The organism is Corynebacterium sp. HMSC074C03, assembly GCF_001838285.1.
In the GTDB taxonomy this organism is placed as follows: Bacteria; Actinomycetota; Actinomycetes; order Mycobacteriales; family Mycobacteriaceae; genus Corynebacterium; species Corynebacterium amycolatum.
In genome coordinates this window covers 1-26675 of the sequence record NZ_KV836200.1, presented here as the reverse complement: position 1 = coordinate 26675, position 26675 = coordinate 1, and the positions used below count along the sequence as shown (strand labels likewise).

General features: G+C 58.8%; 20 protein-coding genes, 2 tRNA genes and 2 pseudogenes. 11 read left to right on the top strand and 13 right to left on the bottom strand.

Annotated elements, in window-relative coordinates; genetic code table 11:
- The first annotated feature begins 14 nt into the window (after nucleotides 1-14).
- The 5 genes from HMPREF2847_RS03315 (at nucleotide 15) to HMPREF2847_RS03295 (ending at nucleotide 4476) form a co-directional block, all read left to right on the top strand.
- Nucleotides 15-1400 (top strand): polysaccharide biosynthesis protein, encoded by a 1386-nt coding sequence (locus tag HMPREF2847_RS03315; protein ID WP_070601331.1) that lies wholly within the window; start codon nucleotides 15-17, stop codon nucleotides 1398-1400.
- Nucleotides 1401-1474: 74 nt separating this feature from the next.
- Nucleotides 1475-2296, top strand: coding sequence for a glycosyltransferase (locus HMPREF2847_RS03310; RefSeq protein ID WP_070851529.1), 822 nt, complete (start codon nucleotides 1475-1477; stop codon nucleotides 2294-2296).
- A gap of 23 nt (nucleotides 2297-2319) precedes the next feature.
- Nucleotides 2320-3012, top strand: a complete 693-nt coding sequence (locus tag HMPREF2847_RS03305) for a glycosyltransferase family 2 protein (protein WP_038629309.1) — start codon at nucleotides 2320-2322, stop codon at nucleotides 3010-3012.
- A complete protein-coding gene (locus tag HMPREF2847_RS03300; protein ID WP_070851528.1) occupies nucleotides 3009-3431 on the top strand; it encodes a DUF2304 domain-containing protein in 423 nt (140 codons plus the stop codon). The genes HMPREF2847_RS03305 and HMPREF2847_RS03300 overlap by 4 nt, the downstream gene beginning before the upstream one ends.
- 49 nt (nucleotides 3432-3480) lie before the next feature.
- The gene (locus HMPREF2847_RS03295; RefSeq protein WP_070851527.1) at nucleotides 3481-4476 is read left to right on the top strand and encodes a DsbA family protein; all 996 of its coding nucleotides are present in this window, start codon (nucleotides 3481-3483) and stop codon (nucleotides 4474-4476) included.
- Nucleotides 4477-4537: 61 nt separating this feature from the next.
- Here HMPREF2847_RS03295 and HMPREF2847_RS03290 read toward each other — a convergent pair whose 3' ends face one another.
- Both HMPREF2847_RS03290 and HMPREF2847_RS03285 read right to left on the bottom strand, forming a co-directional pair.
- A complete protein-coding gene (locus HMPREF2847_RS03290) occupies nucleotides 4538-5503 on the bottom strand; it encodes a GDP-mannose 4,6-dehydratase (RefSeq protein WP_070851532.1) in 966 nt (321 codons plus the stop codon).
- Nucleotides 5504-5632: 129 nt separating this feature from the next.
- Complete coding sequence (locus HMPREF2847_RS03285) at nucleotides 5633-6922, bottom strand: MFS transporter (protein ID WP_070851526.1); 1290 nt, start codon at nucleotides 6920-6922, stop codon at nucleotides 5633-5635.
- Nucleotides 6923-7669: 747 nt separating this feature from the next.
- Between HMPREF2847_RS03285 and HMPREF2847_RS03280 the strand changes: the two genes are divergently transcribed.
- Together HMPREF2847_RS03280 and HMPREF2847_RS03275 are read left to right on the top strand one after the other, a co-directional pair.
- Entirely contained in the window at nucleotides 7670-9013 is a 1344-nt protein-coding gene (locus HMPREF2847_RS03280) for an MFS transporter (protein WP_070851525.1), read from the top strand.
- Nucleotides 9014-9228: 215 nt separating this feature from the next.
- Nucleotides 9229-11280, top strand: coding sequence for an acyl-CoA dehydrogenase family protein (locus tag HMPREF2847_RS03275; protein WP_070851523.1), 2052 nt, complete (start codon nucleotides 9229-9231; stop codon nucleotides 11278-11280).
- 16 nt (nucleotides 11281-11296) lie between these two features.
- Here HMPREF2847_RS03275 and HMPREF2847_RS03270 read toward each other — a convergent pair whose 3' ends face one another.
- Both HMPREF2847_RS03270 and HMPREF2847_RS03265 read right to left on the bottom strand, forming a co-directional pair.
- Nucleotides 11297-12268 (bottom strand): N-acetylmuramoyl-L-alanine amidase, encoded by a 972-nt coding sequence (locus tag HMPREF2847_RS03270; RefSeq protein WP_070851522.1) that lies wholly within the window; start codon nucleotides 12266-12268, stop codon nucleotides 11297-11299.
- 162 nt (nucleotides 12269-12430) lie between these two features.
- Nucleotides 12431-13012, bottom strand: coding sequence for a TetR/AcrR family transcriptional regulator (locus HMPREF2847_RS03265; protein WP_070851520.1), 582 nt, complete (start codon nucleotides 13010-13012; stop codon nucleotides 12431-12433).
- A 93-nt stretch (nucleotides 13013-13105) separates the two neighbouring features.
- On the opposite strand from HMPREF2847_RS03265, the gene HMPREF2847_RS03260 reads away from it, so the two are divergent.
- Nucleotides 13106-14074 (top strand): ABC transporter permease, encoded by a 969-nt coding sequence (locus HMPREF2847_RS03260; RefSeq protein WP_070851519.1) that lies wholly within the window; start codon nucleotides 13106-13108, stop codon nucleotides 14072-14074.
- A gap of 39 nt (nucleotides 14075-14113) precedes the next feature.
- Here the strand turns inward: HMPREF2847_RS03260 and HMPREF2847_RS03255 are convergent.
- The 3 genes and pseudogenes from HMPREF2847_RS03255 to HMPREF2847_RS03245 all read right to left on the bottom strand — a co-directional run bounded on the left by HMPREF2847_RS03255 (nucleotide 14114) and on the right by HMPREF2847_RS03245 (nucleotide 15590).
- Nucleotides 14114-14186: transfer RNA gene (locus tag HMPREF2847_RS03255), tRNA-Thr, on the bottom strand.
- A gap of 104 nt (nucleotides 14187-14290) precedes the next feature.
- A pseudogene (locus HMPREF2847_RS03250) lies at nucleotides 14291-14548 on the bottom strand (DNA polymerase III subunit delta'); the annotation flags it as partial.
- 163 nt (nucleotides 14549-14711) lie between these two features.
- A complete protein-coding gene (locus HMPREF2847_RS03245; protein WP_070851516.1) occupies nucleotides 14712-15590 on the bottom strand; it encodes a poly(ethylene terephthalate) hydrolase family protein in 879 nt (292 codons plus the stop codon).
- Nucleotides 15591-15783: 193 nt separating this feature from the next.
- Between HMPREF2847_RS03245 and HMPREF2847_RS03240 the strand changes: the two are divergent.
- Nucleotides 15784-16239 (top strand): annotated as a pseudogene (locus HMPREF2847_RS03240) (DUF4442 domain-containing protein).
- A 264-nt stretch (nucleotides 16240-16503) separates the two neighbouring features.
- Here the strand turns inward: HMPREF2847_RS03240 and HMPREF2847_RS03235 are convergent.
- The 3 genes from HMPREF2847_RS03235 to HMPREF2847_RS03225 form a co-directional block, all read right to left on the bottom strand.
- Nucleotides 16504-17511 (bottom strand): DUF3644 domain-containing protein, encoded by a 1008-nt coding sequence (locus tag HMPREF2847_RS03235; protein ID WP_070851531.1) that lies wholly within the window; start codon nucleotides 17509-17511, stop codon nucleotides 16504-16506.
- Nucleotides 17512-17667: 156 nt separating this feature from the next.
- Nucleotides 17668-17743, bottom strand: a tRNA-Thr gene (locus HMPREF2847_RS03230).
- A 134-nt stretch (nucleotides 17744-17877) separates the two neighbouring features.
- Nucleotides 17878-19254 carry a DNA polymerase III subunit delta' gene (locus HMPREF2847_RS03225; protein WP_070851514.1) on the bottom strand — a complete coding sequence of 459 codons (1377 nt, stop codon included), beginning with the start codon at nucleotides 19252-19254 and terminating at the stop codon, nucleotides 17878-17880.
- An 82-nt stretch (nucleotides 19255-19336) separates the two neighbouring features.
- Between HMPREF2847_RS03225 and HMPREF2847_RS03220 the strand changes: the two genes are divergently transcribed.
- Nucleotides 19337-20863 (top strand): adenylate/guanylate cyclase domain-containing protein, encoded by a 1527-nt coding sequence (locus HMPREF2847_RS03220; RefSeq protein WP_070549776.1) that lies wholly within the window; start codon nucleotides 19337-19339, stop codon nucleotides 20861-20863.
- 49 nt (nucleotides 20864-20912) lie between these two features.
- Here HMPREF2847_RS03220 and HMPREF2847_RS03215 read toward each other — a convergent pair whose 3' ends face one another.
- Nucleotides 20913-21116, bottom strand: a complete 204-nt coding sequence (locus HMPREF2847_RS03215; RefSeq protein ID WP_005511351.1) for a helix-turn-helix domain-containing protein — start codon at nucleotides 21114-21116, stop codon at nucleotides 20913-20915.
- The gene (locus HMPREF2847_RS03210; RefSeq protein WP_016421941.1) at nucleotides 21117-21707 is read right to left on the bottom strand and encodes a hypothetical protein; all 591 of its coding nucleotides are present in this window, start codon (nucleotides 21705-21707) and stop codon (nucleotides 21117-21119) included. It lies immediately after the preceding gene.
- A gap of 208 nt (nucleotides 21708-21915) precedes the next feature.
- Between HMPREF2847_RS03210 and HMPREF2847_RS03205 the strand changes: the two genes are divergently transcribed.
- A complete protein-coding gene (locus HMPREF2847_RS03205; RefSeq protein ID WP_231367170.1) occupies nucleotides 21916-23238 on the top strand; it encodes a DUF418 domain-containing protein in 1323 nt (440 codons plus the stop codon).
- Nucleotides 23239-23241: 3 nt separating this feature from the next.
- Here HMPREF2847_RS03205 and topA read toward each other — a convergent pair whose 3' ends face one another.
- Nucleotides 23242-26202, bottom strand: a complete 2961-nt coding sequence (gene topA, locus HMPREF2847_RS03200; RefSeq protein ID WP_070851512.1) for a type I DNA topoisomerase — start codon at nucleotides 26200-26202, stop codon at nucleotides 23242-23244.
- Nucleotides 26203-26675: the final 473 nt, after the last annotated feature.

Below are 26675 nucleotides of genomic sequence, written 5' to 3'. Positions count from 1 at the left end.
CTAGAGGCACGTCAATGTCCGGTTTCAAATGGTTGTCGCTGGCCACGATTGTCGCGGCGATAGGCAGCTTCGCGGTGCTGATTATTTCGGCCCGCGCACTTCCCAATGCTATAAACCTGCAGTTCGTGGCGTTTTGGGGACTGTTCTTCGCGCTCACGGGTGTTCTCGGCGGGTTGATGCAGGAGACCACGCGCGCGATTGGTGCTGCGGAAGCGCGGAACCGGAAGCGGGAGCGGCCCCGTGAACAGACCCCAGAGCAGAAGCCGGAGCAGGAACAGGAGCAGACAGCTACCGAAACGGGTCAAACTCTCGGCGCTCGTCCCATCACAGTTTCGCTGGGCGTCGCCGCAGTTACTTTCATCACCATGGCAGTGACGGGTCCGCTGTGGGCCCCACTGGTCGTGCAGGATGATGCCGGCACTGCAATTCTGCTCATGGCCTCTGGCCTTGCTCTGTACTCGATGCAGGCCACCACCTCGGGTCTGCTCAGCGGCCGCCAGCTGTGGGGCCCCTACGCCGCCCTAATCATGATCGACATTCTCGTGCGCGTAGCACTGGCACTCGTCGCCTGGTACTTCAGCTGGGGTCTGCTGGCCTGGCTGATTATTACGGTGTTCGGGACAGTCAGTTGGCTTATTCTCGCGCTGTTTTCCTCGGCAACCCGCTCGGTCATGTTCGCGCGTGCCGACGTCCCGGTGCGCCGCTTCATCACTCTCATGGTCACGGCCATGGGCGCATCTGGCGCATCTGCTGTGCTGGTCACAGGTTTTCCGACAATCGTCAAGATTGCCGGCGAAGCGGTCACCACTGGCGCCGGGATAGCCGAGTCACTTACCCCGCCGCATGCCAACAACTTCACCGCAGCAGTGACCATTGCGGGAATCGCCTACGCCGTAACGCTGACCCGCGCTCCGCTGCTCATGCCCTTGGAGAAGTTCCAAAACGCCATCATTGTGAGCTTTGTCCGGCATCGCTCCGAGGGCGTGCTGGCAGCGCTGGCCAAGCCGTTGGGGGCGCTGGCTGCTTTCGGCACCTTCGGGGCGGGCCTGGCATGGCTCATCGGCCCGTGGATCATGACTCTCATCCTGGACGATAGCTATCACGTGTCCGGGCCGGTGCTCGCGGCGCTGACGCTCGGTGCGACGTTGACCGCCATGTTGATGATTACCGGCTCGGTCACCTTGGCAGTGGAGAAGCACCATATGTATCTGATCGGTTGGTTGGCTGCGACCACGATCGCCGTTGCCATTCTTTTCCTCCCTGGGCACCTGTCGGTACGCACGGTCGCGGCTATCGCCGTAGGCTCTGCAGTAGGTGTTGCCATTCACCTGCTTGCGCTGCGCACACTTTCCCCACGTGCTGCCAGGTCAGCCGTATCGGAGGCTTTTGCGGTGGAATAACACCACCCGCATCCGATGCCGTCCCAAAAAGCACCGTCCATATCCCCCTGCAACTCCCAAGGTTCGAGACTCACATGTCCACCATCACTAACCTCACGGTTCTCATGACCGTCTACCACCGCGTCGTCCCCGACCAGCTCGATACTGCGCTGCAGTCGCTGTGGAACCAGACGCGTCCGGCCGCGCACGTCATTGTGGTCATCGATGGCCCGATTGGGCAGGAACTCGACCGGGTCGTCGTCAAGCATGAACAGGCGCATTCGGAGATGACAGTGCTGCGGTGTGCGGAAAATGGTGGCTCGGGAGTGGCTTCGCAGGCGGGTCTTCGGCTGGTGGAAACACCATGGGTGGCGCGGCTGGATGCGGACGATATTGCGCGTGCGGACCGATTTGAAAAGCAGTGGGACGCGCTGACCGCTGACCCCGAGTTGGATGTATTGGGCAGTGCAATGGCGGAGTTCGAGGGCACGCCGAACAATGTGGTGCGCGTGCGGACTCTGCCGCAGACGCACGCCGAAATTGCACGTTATATCAAGATCAATTCGCCTGTAAATAACCCCTCCTCGATGCTGCGCACGGCGAAAGTGCGTGAGGTCGGCGGATATCGCGACATCCGTCTGATGGAGGACTATGACCTCTGGGTGCGTCTCATGGCCGCTGGCGCGAAGTTTGAGAATCTGCCCGAGCCGCTGGTGTACTTCCGCGCCGACGGCATGTTCGAGCGACGAACCTCGCGCGGCATCATCCGCAGTGAACGCCAGCTCCAGCGCACGCTGGTAGCTGAAGGACTGATTTCCCGGCCGCGGGCGGTATTTAACTTGGCGGTGCGGACACTTTTCCGACTTTTGCCAACTCAGCTCATGTCACGCGCATATCGACGATTGTTTGTGCGGTAGGCTTCGGAGCGATGACTGACAACATGGATTTCTCGGACACCTGGCTGATTGTGCCGTGCTACAACGAGGGCCAGGTTATTCGTGAGGTTCTCGAGCACGCTCGCGAGACCTTCCCCAACATTGTCGCGGTCAACGACGGCTCTTCGGATAATTCCAGCCTGGAGATCCACAGGGCCGGCGCTCACCTGGTCAACCACCCTGTCAATTTGGGTCAAGGTGCCGCTATCCAGACCGGCGTGGAATACGCTCGCGCGCAGGCTGGATCGAAGTACTTTGTCACCTTCGACGCCGATGGCCAGCACCAGGTCAAGGACGTCGTCGCTATGGTGCAGCGACTGCGCACCGAACCAATCGACATCATTGTGGGAACCCGTTTCGGCCGCCCTCGCGCCGAGGATGACCAGGTGCCGCTGATTAAGCGAATTGTCCTCAAGACGGTGGTCATGTTGTCACCACGCACGCGCCGGCTCGGGCTTACCGACGCCCACAACGGCCTACGCGCCTTCAACCGCACGGTGGCAGAGCAACTGAACCTGCGCATGAACGGCATGAGCCATGCCTCCGAATTTGTCGAGGTCATGGACAGCAGAGGTTGGCGTACCGCTGAGCAGCCGGTGGATATCCTCTACACGGAATACTCCATGTCCAAAGGGCAATCCTTGTTCAACGGTGTCAATATCCTTGCCGACTCCCTGATTTCGAAGAGGCTGCCATGACCGCATCCATCGTTCAAATTATTTTGCTGCTGGCGATGGTGGGCCTGGTCGCTTACTTCGTCGCTAACCGTCGTAAAGCGCGCGCCAAGGCGGGCGTGAAACTGGGATTCGTCGTTTTCGTCATCGCGTGCCTGTGGGCAATCGTGCGTCCCGACGATCTGACCGTGGTGGCCAACTGGATTGGTGTGAACCGGGGCACCGATTTGCTGCTCTACGTACTGGTGTTGGCGTTCGTGTTTACCACGGTGTCGTCCTACATTCGCTTCCGCGAACAGGAGCTACGCTACGCACGACTGGCTCGTGCAGTGGCCTTGAAGACCGCTGTGCGTCCGGAAGAAGAAATTGTGATTTCGGGCAGCCAGAGCAGCAGCCAAAAAGACAGCGCGACGAACGTCGAGAACAACGCTCCGTCCGACTAATCGGCACGCTAAGCGCATGTGAATCTGAGGCTGTGGTTCCATAGAAGCCATGAGCGAAGAAAATAAGGACAACATCGCCACTGACCATAGCGGCGATTCGCAGCAGCCCTCGGCAGACGCAGCGCCGCAGGGGACACAGCAGGAACCCCAGCAGGCTTCTCAGCCGGTACCCACTGAGCAGGACTTGGAGTCCTGGTCTGCCGACAGTGATGGAAAAACCAAGTCGTGGTACTCGATTCCGAACGCCGCATGGGCGCTAGCTGTCGTCGCATTGATCGTTGTCGGCGCAGCGGGCTTCTTCGCTGGCTCGCGTTCGGCTAGCTTCAACGGCGTGAGCACCGTCAACATGGCGGGCGTTGCACCAGGCAAGGGGGAAATTGCGCCTGTACCTGGCCCGAATGGCTCTTTCGACGCCAGCATCTACGGCCCAAAGGCGGGAGCGCAGCTGAAGTCCCCGGAGGATATGGACAATGTCCACCGCCGCAATGAAAATGATCCTTTTGCTCTCGGTGCAGTGGATGCGCCGGTCGTAATCTCAATCTACTCGGACTTCGAATGCCCGTTCTGCGCGAAGTTCGCAAACGAAACCGAGTCTGCCCTCGTGAAAAAGTACGTCAATGAGGGACTGGTCCGCCTGGAGTGGAACGATATGGCCATCAATGGTGAGAAGGCCATCAAGGACGCTGAGGCCGGCCGTGCCGCGGCAGCTCAGGGCAAGTTCTGGGAGTTCTCCCGTGCGCTGTTTAAGAAGGCCGGCGAAAAGGGCCAGGGCCACCCGGAGTTCACTGAAAAGGAACTGATTGCCGTCGCTCGCGAGGCCGGTGTGCCGGACATGAAGCGCTTTGAAAACGAGCTTAAGGACGGCAAGTGGACCGAGGCGGTCGAGAATGCCACCCAGTTCGGTTCCATGCTGGGCATTTCCGGTACTCCGGGCTTCCTCGTTGGTACTCAGTTCGTCTCGGGCGCACAGCCTCTCGACGTGTTCGAGGACAATATCGAGCTGGCTCTCATCCACGCCAAGCGCGCGGAGGAAGCTGGCAAGTAACCTGGCTGACTCACGGCTAACCTACGCGGACGACTGCGCGAAGCCGCCCGCGTAAGCTGCGCTAGCCCTGATTCCGGAAGTACTCCACAGTACGAGCAACACCTTCCTGAATACTCATAGCTGGCTCCCAGCCGAGTACCTCACGCGCCCGCGTGGGATCCAACGCCGACCGCGCCACATCACCAGTGCGCGGCGGTGCAAACTCTGGATTATCCTCGGCATCCGCAGCCTGCGCCACCAACGAGTGCAGCTGCCGATCCGAGGTTTCTACGCCGGTGCCAATATTAAAGCGCATTCCACCACCGACCTCGCCGGATGCGCGGTAGAAAGCATCCACCACATCGTCGACATAGACATAGTCGCGGGTATTTCCTCCGTCACCGAATACCTTGGTCGGCTCTCCCGCCAGCAGTCGCTGGGCGAAAATAGCAACCACACCGGCCTCGCCGTGCGGATCCTGCCGCGGGCCGTACACATTCGCCGGCGCGATGTGCGAGCATTCGAGCCCGTAAAGATTGCGGAACATATTCAAGTACAGTTCGCCCGTCGCCTTTGAAGCGGCATAGGGGCTCATCGGATTGACTGGCACGTTTTCCGTCACCGGAAGCTCCTCCGGCGTGCCGTAGATGGAACCGCCCGAAGATGTAAACACAACCTTGCGGACACCGTGCTTTCGGGCCGCATCGGCAAGTTTGATTGTGCCAATGACGTTCAGCGTCGCATCCCGCACCGGGTCGGCCACGGAAATCCGCACATCAATCTGCGCTGCGAGGTGGAAAATAACCTCCGGGCCGCTTTGCTCGAGCAGCTCGTCCCAGTCCACCTCCAGCACATCGGCGGTTATGAACTCAAAGTCGTCGTTAAGCGATGCCTGCTGGAGGTTTTCCAGCTTTCCGTGGGAGAGATCGTCCAGCGCCGTGACCGCGTATCCTTCAGCCAGCAGCCGGTCAACCAGCGTCGAACCGATAAATCCCGCACCGCCCGTCACCAGCGCGCGCGGTTTCGCGCTTGCCGACGATTCTGTCATCGCGGTGGCCGGTGATTCGTTCTTGTGCTTCTCCATAGGAAGAACTATAGGCGCTTAGTAAGGAAAACCGCTTATACGTGTGCCGACCTCACATTGACGGGGTTGATTAGTCTTCCGAGGAATGTGAGATTACTCAGCGCGCTGTGGCAGGTTGACAGTGGAATTGAAGAAAATAACCAAGCCCATCAAGATGGCGATGACCATACCGCCACCGAGCATGACCGGGTAGGTCATCCAGGAGATGGACTCGGAGAGCTTGGTCAGAATTGCCGGGAATGCGAAGCCGATGTAGGTCAGGCAGTAGAAGATACCGGTCAGACCAGCCATATCGCGTGGGCCAGCGATGCGCTGCACCTCGTTGAGGCCGGTAAACATGGACAGACCGTAGCCGGCACCCAACACCAGCGCGGCAATGAACGCCGTCACTGCGGTGGGGTTGGTGGACATCCAGGCCGCCAAGCCCATACCGATAACCACAATGCCAATTGCGATTAGCGAACCGCGGGCGTTGTGCTCGGTCACAAAGCGGGGACCAATCTGCTGAATACCGAAACCGCAGAGTAGCGCGAACAGTGTGACCATCGCGGAGTAGAACACTGGCTGGGAGACGTGGTCCTGCAGCAACGACGGAATGATTGCGTAGGCAACACCGGCTGCACCGAAGACCCACGGCGCTCCCATCGCGGCGACGAGCAGGAAGCGACGGTTAGTTACCGAAGGGGTACGCAGGGACTCCCAGACGCTTTCGTGCGGAGCGTTGCTGCCGCCCAGGTGCGGCGACTGGCGGGTCTCCGGCACAGCCAACAGACCGAAGATTGTCGGGATAGAAATCAGGATGTGGATGATATAAGCCAGCTGCCCCGGCAGCGGTGCGAACTGCGCTAGCGTGCCGGCAATTCCCGCACCCAGACCAAAGCCCAAGGTCAGAGCCATGGACTGACGCTTCGCGCCCGAGGTTGACTTGGCCTTGGGGTCAAAGCGCGGATCAGAGAGCTCTTTTACCCACGAGCCGCCCACGGCCATGACAATGCCGACTGCCAAGCCAGAGATAAAGCGACCGGTAAGGATAAGCGGGGCGGTAGTCTCGCCCAACGCAATAAGAGTCGACCCCAGAATCGAGAGAACCGGCGCGGCGAGCATCACCGGCTTACGGCCGATACGGTCCGAGATTGGGCCAGAAATCAGCAGTGCCGGCGCGATACCGAGGGCGTAGACCAGCAATAGAAGGTCAATGAACACCGGCGCCAGGTCGGCATTTTCGCGGTACATCACCATCAGCGGCGTGAATTCGTTGCCACCCCACGCGACGGCGAAGACTGCAATTGCGGAGAGCAACCACATCGGCATGCCTTTATTAGCCTTGGCGCTGCCGTGAGGTACCTCATTTTCGTTGCCGTTAGTTCCTGCGTGAGAAGACATGCCGTTTACTTTACGACGGTCCCCTGCGCCTTACGCGCAATGGTGGAAATTGAGCTACAGGGGCTAACCACAAAAGGTGTGTCGGGGTGGTTTCGGCGCTTCGGGCCACCTCCAACCAAAATGCCCCTAAAACCTGGGGCTCACACCCCCGTCTCAGGGGGCAATTTAACAGCTGCAGTCGCCTGCCCCATCCGGGGGCATTGTCCTTTTCGACACTACATCGTTACTTTTCCGTTATTTCAACCATATCTTGCGTCACTTTTGTCACAAGATTCACAATATTGCTGATTATATAATTACAAATCAATTCAGATGGGGGTAGCCGAACTGCCATAAAACGCAGATTTCCCCCATTTGAGACAACCTCGCATGCAAACAACCACAAACTCACGGAAATTCAGTCAGAAACCGCCCGTCATTAAGCAACACCTTCCCCACACCCTTTACATACCCCCGATACCACCTTTTTCAGACACACGGACGGGCGAATCGGTCACAAACAAAGGAAATCTACCGTCATTCACCAACCCCCATTACCCCCGTTGCCCACTTTTTGTCACCGCTCGCTGAAGTTCAAACGCTGGTCGCTACCGGTCTGGCTGTGTAAGAATTCGACACCGTCAAACATTCTGTCCTTTCCCCAAGCGCTGGCTGAGAAAAACCTGGGGCGATTTCTGCGCGACCGCTGAGATCGCCAAGGTCCTCGATGGCCGTGCGGACGGGTATGTAAAGAAAGTCTTGTTTTTTATGACTACTTCGATCATCGCGAATGATCCCAAGCAGCGCCGTCAGGTGCTCACGGGAACTCTCGTGGGTACGACCATCGAGTTTTATGACTTCCTGATTTACGCTCAGGCCGCAGCTATCGTGCTTGCTCCGCACTTCATCGAGCCTGCTGCACAGTCGAATCCACAGGTGGCCCAGGTCCTCGCTTGGGCAACCCTGGGTATTTCCTTCCTCTTCCGCCCGCTTGGCGCTATCGTCGCCGGCCATATCGGTGACCGTTACGGCCGCAAGATGATTCTGGTCTTCACCCTCATCGGTATGGGTGCAGCTACTTTCTGCATCGGTCTGCTGCCGACCTATGAATCAATCGGCATTGCCGCGCCTATCCTGCTGGTTCTGCTCCGTATCTTCCAGGGCCTTTCCGCGGGTGGCGAATGGGGCGGCGCCGCCCTGATGTCCGTGGAGTACGCACCGAAGGAAAAGCGCGGTATCTACGGCGCATTCCCGCAGGCCGGTGTTCCGCTGGGTCTGACCCTGGCTACCGGCACCATGCTGATTGTTATGGCTATCGTCGGCGAGGAAGCCTACATGGACTGGGGTTGGCGTGTGCCGTTCCTGCTGTCCTTCATCCTGGTTCTGATTGGTTACATGATTCGCCGCAGCGTCGACGAGTCCCCGGTCTTCCAGGCTATGCAGGCTGAGTCCGCCGAGCGCTCCGCTCCGCTGCCAGAGCTCTTCCGCAACCACTGGGGCAAGGTCATCCAGGGTGCCCTGATCTTCGCTGCTCAGCAGGCTACCGGTTACCTCGTGATTGCATTCTTCGGCGCTTACGCACAGAAGACACTGGGCTACCCGGCAACCGTTGCATGGACCGGTACTCTCGTCGCCGGTATCTGCTGGACCATCTTCATGTTCCTTGCTGGCGCTTGGTCCGACCGTATCGGCCGCGCTAAGACCTTCATCATCGGCTACGTCGTGATTATGATTTGGGAGGCCGTCATGTGGAACCTCCTGGATAAGGGTCCGTTCCTGTACATCATGACCGTCGCAGTTCTCACCCTGCCGCTGGCCCTGACCTTCGGTCCGCAGCCGGCCATGTACTCCGAGATGTTCCCGGCTGAGGTCCGCTACTCCGGCGCTTCCATCGCTTACGCCATCGGCGCGGTCCTGGGTGGCGCATTCGCTCCGATGATTGCCCAGATGATTATGGACGCCACCGGCAACCCGTTCTACATCTCCGTCTACCTGATGGCCATGGCTATCCCGGCACTGATTGCCCTGTTCCTGCTGCCGAAGGGTCTCGAAGACCGAGACCTGATCGAGCACCCGGAAACTAACCTCGACGAAGTTAAGTCGCGCGTCTAGTTCCCACAGCTAAGGGATCTGCCCCACCGAGGGTCTGATTACGCAAGCCGTCGTCAAGCACTGCACAACGCAGCATTTGCTTGACGACGGCTTTTGCGTTTCCACCTTCTTTTTCTCCCGATAACCCGTTTTCTCTTTCCTCGGTCCCGATTTCCTCATGAGTTTCTCAGTCGAAAGCGGCTGACAAGCCCCAGATATCTCATTAACGTTGGGTTATGGCACAGACTTCTTCCAGCTCCACGCGAATCCCCCGCCGGCGCTCGACCGATGCTCCGAAGACACTCCCCTCCCAACCTGAACCAGAAGTGTCACGCGCACTGCAAAAGGTCCTGGACGGCTATTTCCCCGAGGCGCGCGCTGATGTCCGCGCCCTTTTAGAAGACCCCACCCTGCGGCCCACCTCTGGGCTGACCGTGGAGGAGGCCAGGCAGCACACCACCGAGGCGTTGTCCAAGGTGCTTAAGACCGGCATGCCCTATGGTGCATTCCGCGCCGACCAGGGAGGCACAGGAGATACCGGTGGGACTCTCTCTGGGATTGAAATGCTCGGCCACACCGACTTGTCGTTGATGGTGAAGTCCGGCGTGCAGTGGGGCCTTTTCGGTGGCGCTGTCAGCAACCTGGGAACTGAGCGCCACGGCGAGTTGGTGCGTGACCTCATTGAGCTGCGGGCTCTCGGCTGCTTTGCGATGACCGAACGCGGCCACGGCTCGGACGTGCAATCGCTCGAAACCACGGCACATTACGACCCCGAGACGGAAGAATTCATCCTCAATTCGCCGACAGCTTCCTCTGAGAAATGGTTTTTGGGCAACGCCGCGCGCGATGGGCGCTGGGCTGCGGTCTTTTGCCAGCTCTACACACCAGGGCAGGAAGAATCCCATGGTGTGCACTGCATTGTTGCCCGGATCCGCAATGATGACGGTTCGCCTGTCGACGGGGTTGCAATTGGCGACCACGGCACCAAGGGTGGCCTCTTGGGCGTGGACAACGGCACTCTCATGTTCGACCATTACCGCGTGCCGCGGGAGAACCTGCTTAACCGTTTTGCAGATGTCTCGGCCACTGGCGAGTACAGCAGCGATATTGACAGCCCCAATGCACGGTTTTTCACGATGCTCGGTGCCCTCGTGCGCGGCCGCGTGACAGTCGGTGCGGCCGCTGGTGCGGCAACCCGCACCGCACTGACCATCGGCACCAAGTACGCACACTTGCGGCGTCAATTTGCTCCCGACGATTCGCTGCCGGAAAAGAAACTCATTGAGCACCGCCAGCACCGAGTCCGGCTACTCCCCCGCATTGCGCGTTCGTACGGTCTGCAATTTGCCACCAACCTGCTGATCAAGCGGATTCACGATCTCGAAGCGGAAGGGCTGGACCGTGCGAATCTAACCCCGGAGCAGGCTCGCGATCTGCGGGAGATGGAGGCGCATGCCGCTGCATTGAAGGTCGCGAACACCGCGCATGCCACCGATGCCATCCAGGAGATGCGTGAGGCCACCGGTGGAGCTGGCTACATGGCAGAAAACCTGTTGACCATTCTCAAAGAGGACTCCGACGTATTCACTACCTTTGAGGGCGACAACGTGGTGATGTTGCAGCTGGTCACCAAGGAACTCTTAGGTGGTTTTGCCCGGGAGGTACAGAGTTTTTCCAACCTGGAAATGGTGCGCTTCGGCCTCGACAATTTCAGTGGCATTTTGCGCCGTCGCACCGGTGCGGACGCCGTCGTTCAGAACCTCTTGGATGCGCTGACTGACGCTGATGAGTCCTCGCTCTTTGACCCCGCCAGCCAGATGCAATTGCTCATCGAGCGCGAGAACCGACTTCTCAAGTCCCTTGCTCGCAGGCTGCGCCCGGCGCGGAAACTGCCTGTGGAAGAGGCCGTGAAGCTGGTGGACAAAGTCCAGGACCACATGATTTCCTGCGCGTGGGCGCATATAGATCGCATGATCTTGGAAGCATTCTTCGAAGCCGAATCCACGATCACAGACGAGCGCTCTCAAGAAGTGCTCGAGCAGGTTCGTGATGTGTTCTTCCTGTCGGTCGTCTGCGATAACGCCGGCTGGTTCTTGGAGCAGTCACTGCTCACCGGTACTCGCACCAAGGGCGCGCGGGCGGGCTTGGCTGATCTGGTTGATTCCCTTGGCCCCTGGTCTGAGGTACTTGTCGACGCCTTCGGCACCCCCAGCACCATGCTGGATATCCCCATGATGGAGCCTTACGACGCAATGACGCCGAAGGCTAAGGCCAACCCGGCTAGTTAGCAGCTTGGCGGGTTGGCTACTTCGCCAAGAATCCTTCCAGCCCAGCCACAGTGGCCTCTGCCAAGCGCTGACGGCCTTCGTTGGAGTTTAAGAGGGCAATATCGCTGCTGTCGCGCATGTTGCCGTATTCGACCAGCGCCTTTGGCTTCGTCGATAGGTTGAGTCCGGTGAGGTCTGCGCGCGGATTCAGCCCCTGGCTGCCAAGGTAGTTGGATGGAGCAAAACCGGCTGCGACGAAAGCATCGCGCAGCGCGGTTGCCAGCGCGGTAGATCCCTGCTCGTCATTATTGGCGAGCGGCTGAGAGATCGCAGACACATGGAATCCGCGGTTGCCCTCTCCAGCACCATCTGCGTGGAGGCTCACCACGGCATCGGCGTTGGAGGCATTTTCCTTCTCCGCACGGGCATCGATGCAATCTGCACGACCGGTGTCATCAGCACGACTGAGTAGCACCTGAGCACCGCGCTGTTCGAGCAGTTGCTTGATTTCCTGTGCCATCAGCCAGTTGAACTCGTGCTCCGGGAAACCGTCATTCGAAGCAGTTCCGGAGGTATTACACGGCTTCTGTCCACCACGACCATCAGTGACCATCATGTCCGCTGGTGGTGGGGTGCCGGCGTGTCCCGGGTCGAGATAGATGACCTTGCCGGCTACAGCGCTGGAGCCGTCGGCACGCGAAGTAGCGCGATTAGCTTGCTGTTGTGGCGCGTCGCCCGGAGCAACTGCGTCGGGGTTAGCAGAATCAGGCATTGCAAACTCCTCATTCGGCGGCGTGGGGTTCGGCATCTGCATGGCCTCTTCTTCAGCTGCCAAGGACGTTTGAGTTTCTGCCGAGGCAGCTTGCTGAGCGCTTCCTGCTCTGGAAGCCTCCGTGTCGATGGTGCAGGCCACAAGACCGGCAGGCATGATTGCCGCGGCCGCCAAAACCACAGCTAGTCGTCCCGCTGATCGCTGCACTGCTCGTCGCTGGTGTCCGGGCTGCCGCATAGTGCGTTCTCCTAGTTTCCGCGTACCTGCCATGTGCTGAGTAACAGTAGCAAACACTCGATTGAGAGTCCCCGGCTCCGAGATTTCCGCCCCCATTCGTTTCGGAGAATCACCCCGCGTCGGAACGTGTGCAGGATTTTTCAGGACTTATCACCGAGGGGTTTAGTGATTCCCCTTCGCCTGTGCTGCCAAACCCGTAAGCATTAAGTCCACAAGCTTTTCTTGCACACCGGAAAAGTACTGCTCTACCGCTGCCGAGTTAGGAAGGGGACGCGAGACCACAGCGAGCCCAAGGTGGAAATCAAGCGGTGCAACGCCCTCCGGGCATAGTCCAACTGCTTTGGCCTTATCCAAAAGCCGTGCATAGCTCTGACGCAACTCCGTCATTCGCTTTTCGATAATGCCATCAATCTTTTTCGCCTCGCTCCCCAAACTGGTATTGAGATCGCTGAATAATGCCTGGGCAAGTGCCGCAACACTTAATTTCGCGATCGCGTGGACTGCTTCGTGCCAAGCGCCGTCCGGATCGTCGTCAAACTGAGCTACGGCTGCCTCAGTAACCCTGTCGATATCAGCTGCAACACGAGCACTGACTGCGCCGAGAAGCTCAATCCTGCTGGGAAAGTGCCTGCTTGCCGTAGCTAAACCGACACCGGCCTCCCTGGCAATCGCACGCATGGATACACCGGCTCCTTGCTCTATCAAGAGTTTTCGCGCTGCTTCCACGATGGCATCACTGTTCATCACTGCATCTTGTCTCACACTTGCATCCTAACAAACGGAACACTCTGCTCCACTTTGTAAGTGAAACACTCTGCTCCAGTTAGGAGATAGGCCATGTCAACAGCTACGACTGAGACGAAAAAAGCCTCACCCGCCCCCAAAGCAGTAGCCGTGATCTTCGGTATTCCGCTCGTCATCGGGCTCATGCTCTTCGCGTTCCTGGCACCGACATTTGCCTCCGGCCCGAACGATGTCCCCATTGCGCTGACTGCCCCCGCCCCAATATCCGAACAAATCACCCAAGCCATCGAACACAAAGCTGGCGACGATGCTCCTGATATCCAGGTGATGGACACCCCTGACGCCGTACGCGAGTCAATCCTCAATCGCGAAACTGTTGGCGGCATCGTCATCTCCCCGACGGGCGCTACCGCCTACACCGCTTCAGGCAACGGCGCACCTTACTCGCAGCTTATCGACGGCATTGCGACGACCCTCGAGTCTCAAAACATCCCTGTAGAGCGGGAGGATTTGGCTCCAACCACACAGGATGACCCACAAGCTTCCGGTGTCGCGCTCCTCGGCTTGCCGCTGGCATTCGGCGGTATCATCTCGGCGGTTATAGCCACTTTCCTCTTCCGCGGTAAGAAGTGGACGAAACTGGGCGTCCTCACTGGCATCGCAGTCTTCGGAGCCCTCGTGGCAACGTGGATGCTCCACTCTGTCTACGGCACGCTTTCGGGCAGCTTCGGCATGGAATGGCTGGCTATTTCTCTGGGAATCCTGGCTACCTCAATGCTCACCGCTGGGCTCGCAGCCATTATCGGCACTCCGGGTGTAGGCATTGGCGCCATTTTGACGATTTTCCTAGCGAACCCGCTATCTGGACTATCCACTGGCCCATGGCTGCTTCCAGCCGGTTGGTCCACTCTTGGCCAGTGGATGCCCATTGGGGCGACCGGACACCTGGTCAGGTCCCTGTCATTCTTCGATGGCAACGGCGCTGTGGCAGCCTGGTGGGTTCTCATCCTCTGGATTGCCGCCGGATTCGCTCTCCTCATGTTTGACCGATCCAAAAAATAAAAAAACGGGACCCTTTTTAAAGGATCCCGTTTCAAACCGAGCCGCCTGCGAGAATCGAACTCGCGACCTTCTCATTACGAGTGAGACGCTCTACCGACTGAGCTAAGGCGGCACGCTGCCGTGTGTATATGCACCGCGTGAGAGTTGAGCCTAGGCCGGGACTGAAGAAAGAAATCGGGCTGCTTGATGTAGGGCACGCACAGCACATGCTGAAGGTTAGCGCGCACCACAGGTCAGGCGCAGGCGGCCCACCATGCCATCGAAAGCCAGCTGCGGGGTGACGTTCTGCGGCAGCTGCTCGCGGCAGGTTCGGATGGCGGATTGGGCAGCAAGCAGGCCGTCCTCGCTCACGCGCTGGGCATCTTCGCCCGCCAAGCCCGCGAAATTCGGGTGGGCCACCTCCACCTCGGCACCGACTTTGAGCATGAGCGCATCGCGGTGAATACCGGCGAGATCCACGAGGGCGATTTCGATTCTGCTTGTACAAGCTGGCGTGGCGCAGCCCGGTTGACAATTCACTTGAAATTTATCAGGGCTGCTGGTTTTTTGAATCCCACCTCTGCCGAAGGGGCGTGTGAGCACAGGTTACTTTTAGCGTGTTCGGTACACCGCACGGGATGGTGAAAGACCCCGCGAGTTACCAGCCGCGGATGGCCACTCGGTCCCAGAGCGCGTTGCTCGCCAGCTCACCAGCGCCCGTTGGTGAAGTGCCAACGAACACGTCTCGTGCGTCAGAATCATCAGCGAGGATGTAGCGGAACCACGCGGTGGCGTAACCGTCCCCGAACTCCAAAACATCCTTGTGGTCCACACCCAGGCGGCGGGCAATGACCGCCGGGCCACCAGCTGATTCAAAGTTCTCCTCTAGGTCTGACCAAGGGCTAACGAACCAACGGTCCGAACGGCCATCGCTCGTCATCAAGAACAACGGTGCTTTTACGTTCGCGGTGGTGTAGTCCCAGTCATTGGACTGTGCCACTTTGTGGGAGGCTGGGCTTGCCGCATATACAGCTGCTACCTCCGTGTGGGCCGCAGCGTTGATGGCACCCGCACCACCCTGTGAGTGTCCGAAGATGCCGACCCGTGATCGGTCCACACGGGAATCCAGTTCCGGCAAGTGCTCGATCAAGTTCACGACATTCTCCCCTGTTCCAGTTTGGAGAGTCTCATCGCCGACAACCACGAAGCCCCAACTAGCCAGGTGTTCCGCCACGGGCAGGTAGCTGCTCAACGGCGTGTTCGTGCCATTAGCCATGACCACCGCCGGAAACGGTCCCGCGCCCGTCGGTGCCGCAATGGTCACGTCGCCGTCGCGCTGCACGTCGACTGCGTGCGGGCCCTCGCCCGCGAACGACGCTTCCAGCGGGCCACCCGTTTCAGCGCTATACCCGGCAGCCACGCCGTCATCACCGGTCACACTGTCTGCATCGACCCACTGCATGAATCCCACAAACCCGACAGACACCACCACAATCACGGCCACCACGGCAATCATGCCAACCACAAGCTTTTTCATGCTCTATATTGTGTTTCCCACGAGAGCGAAAGGCACTAGCGCTAGCACTACTTTTTCCTGTACACAGTGCATGACCTGGCACTACCTATAGAAAGACGATACGGCGAATCAAAGTGCGGGCGCTCCCCGTCCCACGACGGTAGAGTTGTGCCCATTTAGCCCACCTGCCCCACCACTTACTCGGAGCTTTCTCATGTCCAACTTTTCTGCACGCCAGCTCAAGCGCTTCATGGGGTTCTGGCCACCCTTCTTGGGCGCCAGCATAAGGATCAAGGAATTCGCCGATGATGGAACCCGCGTCGTTGTCAGCCACAAGACAAACATGCTGACCAAGAACGCCATGGGCGTTGCCTTCGGTGGCACGCTCTCCGCCATGACGAATCCCTTCTTCATGCTCGCTTCCATGCACCGTTTGGGCAAGGAGTACCGGATCTAGGACGCCGCTGGTGAGATTAAGTACTTGAAACCCGGCCGCGGCACGGTCACCGCTGACATGCGCATCCCCGAGGAGACCTACGCGCTCATCGAAGAAAAGACGGCCAACGGCGAGAAGTACCTACATTGGTTCGACGTGGACATCCTTGATGAGGAGGGGGATGTCGTCGCCCATGTGCGCCGCCAGGTGGACTACCGGCGCAAGCAGAAATAAACAGCGAGTGCGAAGGGCTGTGCGTGATTGCAGACGCTGGCTAGTGCAACTGAATTACCGGTGGTATTTTCCCGAAATTCTTGCGCCGCGTTTACCTGGTATTTTGAAACCATTTTGAGCACACCGGGAAGATTTGTGTTGTAGAAGGCCTCGCGCCCCACTATTCTGGCAGGTACAGCGTCAACCCGAGAAGGATAAAGCTGGGTTCCCGAATGGGAGTAGGGCTTCGGCCTGAGAATTCCTTTGCTCCGAGGGTTGGCGTTTTTACTTTGTTTTCACCTTGGACTGCAAGACATCAATACACGTCCCTGGCTCTTTTTCGAGTTGTGCAACGATAAACTCGATTGCTCGCTGAGAGTATGTCCAGGATGAATTGGGTTCTCCAGCGGTGCTGCGATCGTGTGCGTACCTGCCATCCTCTTTAAATTGGAATACCTTATTGAAGAGATTGAAGTGCCATCGGTTGAATAACTTTTCCTCGCCTCGGAAGTAAATAGTGGTTTTCGACTTTCTTAACCGATTTCGCACCTCTTTTACTGCATTACCAACTGTGTAAGGGTAATAGGAGGCAGCGTCTCGGATGTCTTTAACGATGGTGATGCCGGCTTCCGCGTCTTTGTCGACATACACGTTAAGATCGGCATCCTTCGCTTTCTTGACGATGCGCAGGTTTGTCTCATAGATGACGGCAGCGGCACCCCCTTCCCCGGTTCCTGCCGCGTCGGCGGCTAGCTGACTCATCTTGAGAAGCTTCTCTGCGACATGAGGCTCGTACTTCGTCCGAATCACGTCGGGGTCAATTGCACCGCGGCGCACGGCCAACGTCAAGTGATTCTCCGGTATTAAATCGCTAACGGATTCGCCATGAAGTTCGAGGAGCTTATCTGCATAGTTCATGACAGATTTTTGCAGGAACGGTCCGATGAAAATCTCATATTCATCAGTGATGAAGTGGGTATTGACATTGCGGAAGCGAATGATTTCCGCCATGTTGACGCGCAGTGGGTCCTTATCATTCGTAAAAATCTTCTTGAGACAGTCTGCTAGAGCAATTGTCTTTCCAGATTCGTCCGAGTAATAGATCGACTCGATTCCCCGCTCTCGAATCAGGTAGGCCTTGAGCATTAACTCCCATGCGTTGCAGAGAAAAATTGAACAGGTCTCCGCGTGGTATTTCAACGTTGGCCTGTTGTACAGCTCCACTGCAAGAGCAAAAGCTTCCTTACTCTTCTCTAGGAGCCGCTCAATGATCTCTTCCTGTCCCTTATCCACGAGGAACCATTCTAATTTCTGCTCCCGATCCACCTCTTCGGCGTTCTCAGCCTGTGCCCTGTCTACACTCGGTAATAGCACGGATAATCTGGGACGACTTAGCCAGTTACGATAGGAAAATACCCCAGCTGGAACACTGTTCTAGCTGGGGCTTAATGGAGCCGCCTGCGAGAATCGAACTCGCGACCTTCTCATTACGAGTGAGACGCTCTACCGACTGAGCTAAGGCGGCACGCACATTGCGCCGAGCTTTCAAGCAAGCAGAAATAACCCTGCACAAAATGTACAAGCGGTAATACTACTGCACTGTCCCCATTGCTACCAAAATGGGGCCTGCAGTCTGCTGAATTAGGTGCTTTTCGCGGCTTACCTGCGACCAACCTGCCCTGCGATCTGCAATTTAGCCATCAATTCATCCATCAAGACCGTCAACTTCACTGCAGTCACGAGCATGCCGCGCACCTCGGTTACGGCATCGATGGAGGCCAATATCGCCTCCGGCGGAAGACGTCGGGCAAGCTCCGTCGCCGTCCGCCGGCGGTCTGGATTTATGAGGTAGACGGAGCCATCCCCAAACTCGGAATCAGCACCGGAATCTGAAACAGAAGCGTCAATAGCAGACCCAGCACGTTCCGCCCCAAACGCCAGCACCAGGGCGTCACGGTAAAGCCCCATAATGTCGGTCAACGACAGGTCAATCAGATCTGACTCCGCGCGCCTGCGCCGCCGCTTCTGATTATCCTCCAGCTCCTTGATCACACCCTTAGAGCCGCGCAGCGCCGCCTGCGCACCCTTGCCGGACGCACCTACGCCCAGTGAGCGCTCGAGGTTCTCCAGCTCCTCAGCCTCTAGTGGCTCCATCCGCCGCTTGACCTCGCCTGCTACTTCGTTGGCCAGCTCACGCGCCGCCACGTATGACTTCGCCGGATCGAACACAGCCTCCACGAAATCCAGGGCCTTGCCCCGCCAGGCACGCGAGCCCTCATCGGAGACAAAGCCACGCGCACGCCCAATGTGACCGTTGGACACCGTCGCGGCCCAGACCGCTTGCTCGTCGGTAAGCTCTGGCCGCTCGGCGCGCAGGAGGTTTGTGACGTCGTCGATATGCGGCGTCGGCACATAGACGTGGCGGCAGCGCGAACGGAGCGTAACGGAGAAATCCTCCGCGTTCGTCGTTGGTGCGCACATGATGATGACGGTGCGCAGCGGCGGTTCTTCCACCACCTTGAGCAGCGCATTTGAGGCGGATTCGTTGAGGCGGTCGGCGTCTTCGATGATTAGCACGCGACAATCCGCCGTTGTGGGCATCTTGTAGGCCCAGGGCCGCAGCTCGTCCCTCACCGTCGCCACGGAAATAATGGTGCCCTCCGGGCGCACGATTTTGATGTCGCCATGCGTTCCCGCCAGCGCCGTCCGGCAGCCCTCGCACTCACCGCATCCGGGGTTGTCATGCCTCGTGCACAGCAGCGCCGCCGCAAACGCCGTCGCCGTCACCGACCGCCCCGACCCCGCAGGACCAGTGAACAGCCAGGCGTGCGTCATGTCCGAGTCGCGTGGCACATCGCTTAACGACGACCCCGCGTCCCCACCTTCCGGCGAAACCTCCGCCCCATCGCCTGCCAGCGGTTGACCGTTGGCAAAGCGATAATGCGCAGCGCGCACAGCAGCCTGCAGCCGCTGGCGAACCCCACCGGTTTCGGGCATACGAGAAAACACGCTGCGCTCTGTCATCGGCTCTGTCATGGCCACAACTCTAGCGCGCCCCACGAGACTCTTGTGAGGTAACTACTCCCTGCAATCCGGGGTTGCCACTAAGGTAGTAATCATGCAACGGCTCTGGCGAAATCTGAAATGGCTAAGCGGGACAATGTGGCCTGCTTATGCCTCATTTATCTTCGTCTGCAACCTTGTCGGAGCCATGATTGTCGGCTTGTTCCTCGGCATGCTGTTGCCACTGAACCAAGAAACTCACCTGCCGCGGTTGGCTAATGGGGTCATCTATGCCCTGGCTGGTTACCTGGTTCTGGCAATTATTGCGGGAATCGGCACTACTTGGATCCTGTTCAAGCCGCTGTTGAAATGGCAGCGTCATCCAGAGCTGCACGATCCGCGGCGGGTGCGCTATCTGGTCATGCGCGTGCCTGTCTATCAGGCACTCTTGGGTACCGTCATCTGGTCTCTGGGCGTGATTGTCTTCAGTGGAGTCGCGTTCGCCTATGACAGCAAGATTGGCCTGATGGTGCTGCTCACCTCGGTGCTCGGTGGCGCCATGGTGGCACTGTTGACCTATCTAATTGCGGAGCGCATGGTGCGTCCGGTTGCTGTGGAGGCGCTGGCGCGTAGGGCCCCGGATTCTTCGCTGGAGCCACCGATTGGCCACCGCCTGCGCCAGACGTGGGTGTTGACCAGCGGTGTTCCAGTGGTAGCAATCCTGCTTGTGCTGATAGGTCAGCGCCGTGGTCTATTCACAGATGACGCGGCAGATTTGCTGCCCACCATCACCGCGCTGGCAATTCTGGCTCTGATTACCGGCTATTTCGGCACGATGTTGGCCACTATGTCCATCGTCGACCCGATTCGTGATCTCACGGGTGCGATTAACAAGGTCCGCCAGGGCCAGGTGGATACGCGCGTGCCTATTTACGACGGCTCCGAGATGGGCGTTCTCCAGGCGGGTTTCAATGAAATGATGCGTGGCCTGCAGGAGCGTCAGCGGGTCCGTGACCTCTTCGGCCGCTATGTCGGGTCTGAGGTCGCCCGTAAGGCTCTGGAAGAAAAGCCGACTTTGGGCGGCGAGAATCGCCTCGTCGCGGTGCTGTTTGTGGACGTGATTGGTTCGACCAACTTCGCGGAGAAGAACTCGCCAGAAGTCGTTGTCCGTGAGCTCAATGCCTTCTTCGACCACGTTGTTGACTGTGTGCACCGCAATAAGGGCATTATCAACAAGTTCCAGGGTGACGCGGCTCTGGCTGTCTTCGGCGCTCCCCTGCCCCTCGATGACACTGCTGGGCACGCCCTCACAGCCGCCCGTGAACTGCGCGAGGAACTGCTCGACCTCCAGCTCACCGCGGGTATCGGCGTCTCCGCCGGGCACGTCGTTGCCGGCCACATCGGTGCCCGCGACCGTTTTGAATACACGGTTATTGGTGACGCGGTTAACCAGGCTGCCCGTCTGACCGAGCTGGCCAAGGACACCCCGGGCCGCGTGCTCGCCACAGCTTCCACCATTCGCCTGGCCAACGAGGACGAGCAGGCTCGCTGGACCACCCTGAAGTCCGTGGAGCTGCGCGGCCGTACGCACATGACGCAGCTTGCGCGCCCGGTGCGCCCGACGCTTGCCGACGAAGCTTAGGGCTCGTTGGGCGCCCAGTACCCCTAGACTTCTCAGACGGCGAACACACTTACTCCACCGAGAATAAATCTCCTGGCTGGCAGTCCAAAGCTTCGCACAACATAGTGAGCGTCGTGAATCGCACGGCCTTCGCCCTGTTGTTTTTCAGCACTGAGAGGTTGACCGGAGTGACCCCGACCTGTTCGGAAAGGGCTGCCAACGTCATTCCGCGGCTTTCAAGCAGCTCATCTAAGTGGCACACAACCTTCGCCATTTAAATGAGTCCTTCCTGATCTTCCTGCATTCGCGCAGCTCGGAACAACATAACTCCGAGAGTGGAGATGACTATCATAAGCACAAACCATATTCCCAGGTGCTCATTGAAATCGGCATGATCACGCTGGTACCACGCGCTCAGATTCAGGCCACTTGCGACCCAGTTTTCACCCATATGCTGTAGGAAACTACTTGCCGGATACATCGCTACCAGCCAGGAGATAGCCATAACTCGTCGCGCAGTCTTAACTGTAAAAAACTCGCCCTTCAGGTACGAGAGTGAGAACAACACGCAGAGCACGGCAATCGCGGCGACGATAGCGCATCGAACAACAGTCGCAGCAATAAACAAGGAGAGGACTCCACCACTCATAACCTCGATAGGAACCCCTTTGCCACTTCCCAGCACTTCGGGCAAAAGCAGGGTCAGATCACTGGGGAACTGCTGATGAAGAACCGGATGGCGGAGCTGGAGCAAAATGTAAACCAGTGCAAACACTCCGGCAAAAAGGCTCACGATTACATCCCGGCGCTCCTTAGTTTGATTGACATACGGGTCATTTGGCTTCTTGGTCTGTGGAGATACCATAGCTAACTTCCTTACTGCACCGTAATTGGCGCGGTTAGTGAGATTATTCTGCGGGGCGCTTGGAGCTGCAGCCAAACCCCAACACATCGTTATTCGATGTATCGATTTTCGATACTATATCGCTTTTCGATATGTCGCAAGGCTCCTGCAACAATCGCCGTCCGCCGCCAACCTGCGCACCCACCCGCAGTTCCTTTACGTTGGAGGAATGACTGACAACCGACCCAGTTCTAACACCGACCCCAGACCCCGCATGCTCGTCCCCGATGCTGCGCGCGGATTCGCCCTCCTCGGCATCGCGATCGCGAACATTGCCACCGCCTGGCTGGTTGCAGATCCCGAACTGCCCGCAGCATTCTTCGGCGGCGTCATAAGCGACAGCATCGCCGACAAGGCCACCGTGCTGTTTACCGCAGTGACCGCGCATAACCGCGGGCTGCCGATGTTCGCAACGCTGCTCGGCTTCGGTGTGGGACTCATCGTCCGCAGTTTGGCCAGGAGGAACTTTCCACGGTCGCGGGCGCGGGTGGTCGTCGTAAAGCGTTATGCGTTCCTGGGGCTGTTCGGCGTTGCGCACATGCTGTTTCTGTTCTTTGGCGACATCATGTTTCTCTATGGCATCTGCGGCATCATCCTCGGGCTACTTATGGGCCTCAGCAACAAGGTGCTGACGATTCTCGCGTGGATTGCGCTGACGATCAACGCTGCACTGAGCCTGCTGTTTTTGGGATTCGTAATTGCGATGCCCGACGCCGAGTTCGTCGGCTCCGACATGAGCCAGTTCGTCAACGGCGGTGCGATTGAAACAAGTTACCTGGATATGCTCGCCGCGAATCTGCAGGTCCTGACAATGAGCATCACTACCCTGCCGCTGCAGCTGTTCCTCTACCTGCCGGTGATGATGATTGGCTTCGTGTGGGCTCGCAAGGGCGTGCTTGACGACGTTGACGCGCACCGCCCCCTGCTTATTCGGTGGCTCGTGGTGGCTGTGGTCGTGGCTTTCGGTATCGGCATCCCTATGGGGTTGGCAGCGATTGGTGTTCTTCCAGCCGGACAGCACATGGCCTTCTTGGTAATTAATAACTTTGCCGGAGTGTTCGCCGGTCCTGGCATCCTAGCCGGGCTGGCGTTAGCACTGCAGCCGCTCCAACGACGCCTGAACGAGGGCGCCGCTGTACCTGGTTGGCTGGTGCCGATTGTGGCACTCGGTAAGCGTTCGATGACGGGCTACCTGATGCAGTCGGTGATCTTCTTTGTGCTGGTGTACCCGTTTACTCTGAACATCCCGCGCGACATGGGTGCATTTGTGCAAACACTCATCGCTATTGGTGTCTGGCTGGTGACGTTGTTGGCCGCGTGGGCGATGGAGCGTCGCGGCATGCAGGGTCCGTTTGAGAAGGTGCATCGCCGGCTGTCGTACGGGCCGACGATGCGGGCAGAGTTGGCCGGGGTCGGCGGCCCCAAGCCTGCTCCGCAGGATGCGCCGGGTGCGCCGGGTACGCCGAGCGCGGCGGGCGCGGCGGCCCCTTAAGCCCTACTTGCCCCGGCGGGTCGCCTTCACCACTCGCTTGGTGGTGCGCTTGACCGCCTTCCTGGTGGTCTTCTTCGCAGCCTTCTTTGTGGTCTTGCGAGTCGACTTCTTGGCAGCCTTCTTGGTGCCGCCATCGGCGGCTTCCTTCGCGCGACGCTCAGACAGCAGCTCACAGGCGCGGACATCAGTCAGCGTCTCAGGGGTATCCCCCTTGCGCAACGAAGCATTGGTGACGCCATCGGTGACGTACGGACCGAAACGGCCATCCTTCACCGACATCGGACGACCGGAGACATCGTTGTCGCCCAGCTGCTTCAGCGGCGGCTTCGCAGCAGCACGACCGCGGCGCTTCGGCTCAGCATAGATGCGACGAGCCTCATCCAAAGTCACGGTAAAGATCTGCTCTTCGTTGGCCAGTGAACGCGAGTCGGTGCCCTTCTTCAGGTACGGACCGTAACGGCCATTCTGAGCGGTAATAACCTCGTTATCGACCGGATCGACACCGACCTCGCGCGGCAGGCTCATCAGCTTCAGAGCCTCTTCCAGCGTGACAGTCGACGGCTCCATGGAGGAAAACAGCGAGGCCGTCTTCGGCTTCAGAGTTTCCTCGATGATTTCCGCGGTGCGCTTTTCCTTCTGCTTGGCAGCGGTCTTGGTTTCCCAGTTCTTCTTTCGCTTGCCCTCGGCAGCGCGCTGAGCGTCCTCTTCGGCGCGCTCAGCTGCGATGATCTCCTCAGCCTTGGCTACGACGCCTTCGCGCTCTTCATCGGTGACCAGCTCGGTGACGTAGGGGCCGTAGCGGCCATCGCGAGCAACAATCATGCGACCATTGGCCGGGTTAATGCCCAGCTCACGACCACCCTGCGGCATGGCCAGCAGCTTCTCGGCGGCGGCCAGATCCAGCTCGTCCGGAGTCATGGCCTCCGGGATGTTGGCGCGCTGCACCTCGTCGGCACCGTTTTCACCGGCCCCCGGGCGCGTACGCTCCAGGTACGGCCCATAGCGGCCAACGCGAACGATGATCGGGTTGCCCTCGGCATCGTCGAAAAGGTGGAGCGAATTGACCTTCCGAGCATCAATCGATTCCAAGTTCACATCGATGATGCTCTTCAGACCACCGTGGGTCGCAATAGCGTCGGCTCCCTTGTGGCGGTGATCCTTGTCATCGCCGAAGTAGAAACCGGTCAGCCAGGTCGTGCGATCCTTATTGCCCGCAGCAATGCCGTCGAGCTCATCCTCCAGCTCGGAGGTGAAGTCGTAGTTGACCAGATCGGAGAACGCTTCCTCCATCAGCCCCACCACGGCAAAGGCCACCCACGAGGGCACCAGAGCGTTGCCGCGGGAGTAGACGTAGCCGCGATCCTGAATGGTCTTGATAATCGACGCGTAGGTCGACGGACGCCCAATTCCCAGGTCCTCCATCTTCTTCACCAAGCTGGCTTCAGTGAAGCGCGCAGGCGGGTTGGTGGAGTGACTGTCGGCACTGAAGTCCGTGGCCGTCAGGCCCTGGCCTTCTGTCAACTGTGGCAGACGCTTCTCGGCGTTGTCGGCGACCTTGCGACCGTCGGAAAGCGCGGAGACCTCGACGTATGCCTTGAGGAAGCCCGGGAAACGAATCGTGCGTCCGGTGGAGGCGAACTCGACGGCGTGCGTGTCGGTAGCACCTGCGATGGTGACCTTCATGGACGTGCCGCGCGCGTCGGCCATCTGCGAGGCGACGGTGCGCTGCCAGATCAGTTCGTAGAGTTTGAACTCCTCGGCATCCAGCGAGCCAGCCAGCTGACCTGGCGTTGCGAACGTCTCGCCAGCCGGACGAATCGCCTCGTGCGCCTCCTGCGAGTTCTTCACCTTGCGCGAGTACTGGCGCGGCGCATCGGCGACGTATTCCGAGCCGTAGAGCTCCAGTGCCTGCTTACGCGCGGCGTCGATGCCGGCCTTGGACAGCGTCGTGGAGTCGGTACGCATGTAGGTAATGTGACCGTTTTCGTACAGACGCTGCGCCACACGCATCGTGCGCTCAGAGGTGTAATGCAGCTTTCGGCCCGCCTCCTGCTGCAGCGTGGACGTCATAAACGGCGGGTACGGCCGGCGGGTGTACGGCTTCTCCTCCACCGACGCGACCTTGAGCTCAGAGCCCGCGAGGTCCGCCGCCAGAGTTTCGGCGAGCTGCTTATCGACGACCCGAATGCCCTCAGACTTCTTCAGCTGGCCATGGTCATCGAAGTCCCGGCCCTGCGCTACGCGCTGACCATCAACGCTGGTCAGGGTTGCGACAAATTCCTTCGGCTGGTTGGCATCAGCAGAAGCCGAACCGGTGTCCAAAGTTGCGGCGACATCCCAGTACTCAGCGGAGATAAACGCCATGCGCTCGCGCTCACGCTCGACGATGACCCGCGTTGCCACCGACTGCACACGACCTGCCGACAGGCGCGGCATGACCTTCTTCCACAGCACCGGGGAGACCTCGTAGCCGTAAAGACGGTCGAGGATACGGCGACCTTCCTGGGCATCAACCAGGTTCTGGTCCAGCTCACGAGTGTTGGCCGCGGCCTCCAAGATGGCCTGCTTGGTGATCTCATGGAACACCATGCGGCGCACCGGCACCTTGGGCTTCAGAACCTCCAGCAAGTGCCAGGCAATAGCCTCGCCCTCACGGTCGGGGTCAGTTGCGAGATAGAGTTCGTCGACTTCCTTGAGCTTGGCCTTCAGGTCAGCGACTTTCTTCTTCTTATCAGCGCTGACGACATACAACGGAGCGAATCCGTTGTCGACATTCACACCCAGACGAGCCCAGGGCTCCTTCTTGTAACGAGCCGGAACATCGGCTGCGCCACGGGGCAAGTCGCGAATGTGGCCCACCGACGCCTCCACGATGTAATCATCGCCGAGATACGGCTGAATCTTGCGAGCTTTCGTCGCCGACTCGACAATTACAAGGCGCTTGAGGCCGTCTGAATTCGCCATAGAAGTTTTTCTATCCTGCAACGTTGAATGTTTTTGACTGTTTAGATTCTTGTTTTCGTTTAAATCTTGGGGTTCTTGGCCGGACTCTGGCTGGGCTTCAGCTGTGAGAAGCCCGCAATCGGTTCCAACCGGTTCCGATCAGTGCAAATCAGTTCCCGGCCGCGTTCTCCCGGAAGATTATCTGGAAAGAATATGAAGAATATAAGGAATACCGTACACACAATCTAGTTTGTCGCGTGGAATCCTCAAGTATCGGGCGGATTTTGGGTGTGACTGAAGGGGCTGCTGTGGGGGCTGCTGAGGGAGACACCCGGTGGCCGGCCCGACGACTGCTCTGCGGCTGGCCATGACCATCCCAGTGACTGTCAGCGGCTGGCCACAACGGGCGCAGCGGGCGCACCGGGCGCGTGATTGCGGGCTGCAAATGTGAAACTGTGCAAGTTTATGACACTTTCATGTCATTTTTCAGGTGG

Coding starts and splice junctions, on each gene's coding strand:
- HMPREF2847_RS03275 (WP_070851523.1), top strand. CDS start 9,229: ATGGCACAGACTTCTTCCAGCTCCACGCGAATCCCCCGCCGGCGCTCG.
- HMPREF2847_RS03245 (WP_070851516.1), bottom strand. CDS start 15,590: ATGAAAAAGCTTGTGGTTGGCATGATTGCCGTGGTGGCCGTGATTGTG.
- HMPREF2847_RS03265 (WP_070851520.1), bottom strand. CDS start 13,012: ATGAACAGTGATGCCATCGTGGAAGCAGCGCGAAAACTCTTGATAGAG.
- HMPREF2847_RS03285 (WP_070851526.1), bottom strand. CDS start 6,922: ATGTCTTCTCACGCAGGAACTAACGGCAACGAAAATGAGGTACCTCAC.
- HMPREF2847_RS03220 (WP_070549776.1), top strand. CDS start 19,337: ATGCAACGGCTCTGGCGAAATCTGAAATGGCTAAGCGGGACAATGTGG.
- HMPREF2847_RS03315 (WP_070601331.1), top strand. CDS start 15: ATGTCCGGTTTCAAATGGTTGTCGCTGGCCACGATTGTCGCGGCGATA.
- HMPREF2847_RS03225 (WP_070851514.1), bottom strand. CDS start 19,254: ATGACAGAGCCGATGACAGAGCGCAGCGTGTTTTCTCGTATGCCCGAA.
- HMPREF2847_RS03215 (WP_005511351.1), bottom strand. CDS start 21,116: ATGGCGAAGGTTGTGTGCCACTTAGATGAGCTGCTTGAAAGCCGCGGA.
- HMPREF2847_RS03305 (WP_038629309.1), top strand. CDS start 2,320: ATGGATTTCTCGGACACCTGGCTGATTGTGCCGTGCTACAACGAGGGC.
- HMPREF2847_RS03205 (WP_231367170.1), top strand. CDS start 21,916: ATGACTGACAACCGACCCAGTTCTAACACCGACCCCAGACCCCGCATG.
- HMPREF2847_RS03290 (WP_070851532.1), bottom strand. CDS start 5,503: ATGACAGAATCGTCGGCAAGCGCGAAACCGCGCGCGCTGGTGACGGGC.
- HMPREF2847_RS03260 (WP_070851519.1), top strand. CDS start 13,106: ATGTCAACAGCTACGACTGAGACGAAAAAAGCCTCACCCGCCCCCAAA.
- HMPREF2847_RS03210 (WP_016421941.1), bottom strand. CDS start 21,707: ATGGTATCTCCACAGACCAAGAAGCCAAATGACCCGTATGTCAATCAA.
- HMPREF2847_RS03270 (WP_070851522.1), bottom strand. CDS start 12,268: ATGCGGCAGCCCGGACACCAGCGACGAGCAGTGCAGCGATCAGCGGGA.
- HMPREF2847_RS03300 (WP_070851528.1), top strand. CDS start 3,009: ATGACCGCATCCATCGTTCAAATTATTTTGCTGCTGGCGATGGTGGGC.
- HMPREF2847_RS03295 (WP_070851527.1), top strand. CDS start 3,481: ATGAGCGAAGAAAATAAGGACAACATCGCCACTGACCATAGCGGCGAT.
- HMPREF2847_RS03280 (WP_070851525.1), top strand. CDS start 7,670: ATGACTACTTCGATCATCGCGAATGATCCCAAGCAGCGCCGTCAGGTG.
- HMPREF2847_RS03310 (WP_070851529.1), top strand. CDS start 1,475: ATGTCCACCATCACTAACCTCACGGTTCTCATGACCGTCTACCACCGC.
- topA (WP_070851512.1), bottom strand. CDS start 26,202: ATGGCGAATTCAGACGGCCTCAAGCGCCTTGTAATTGTCGAGTCGGCG.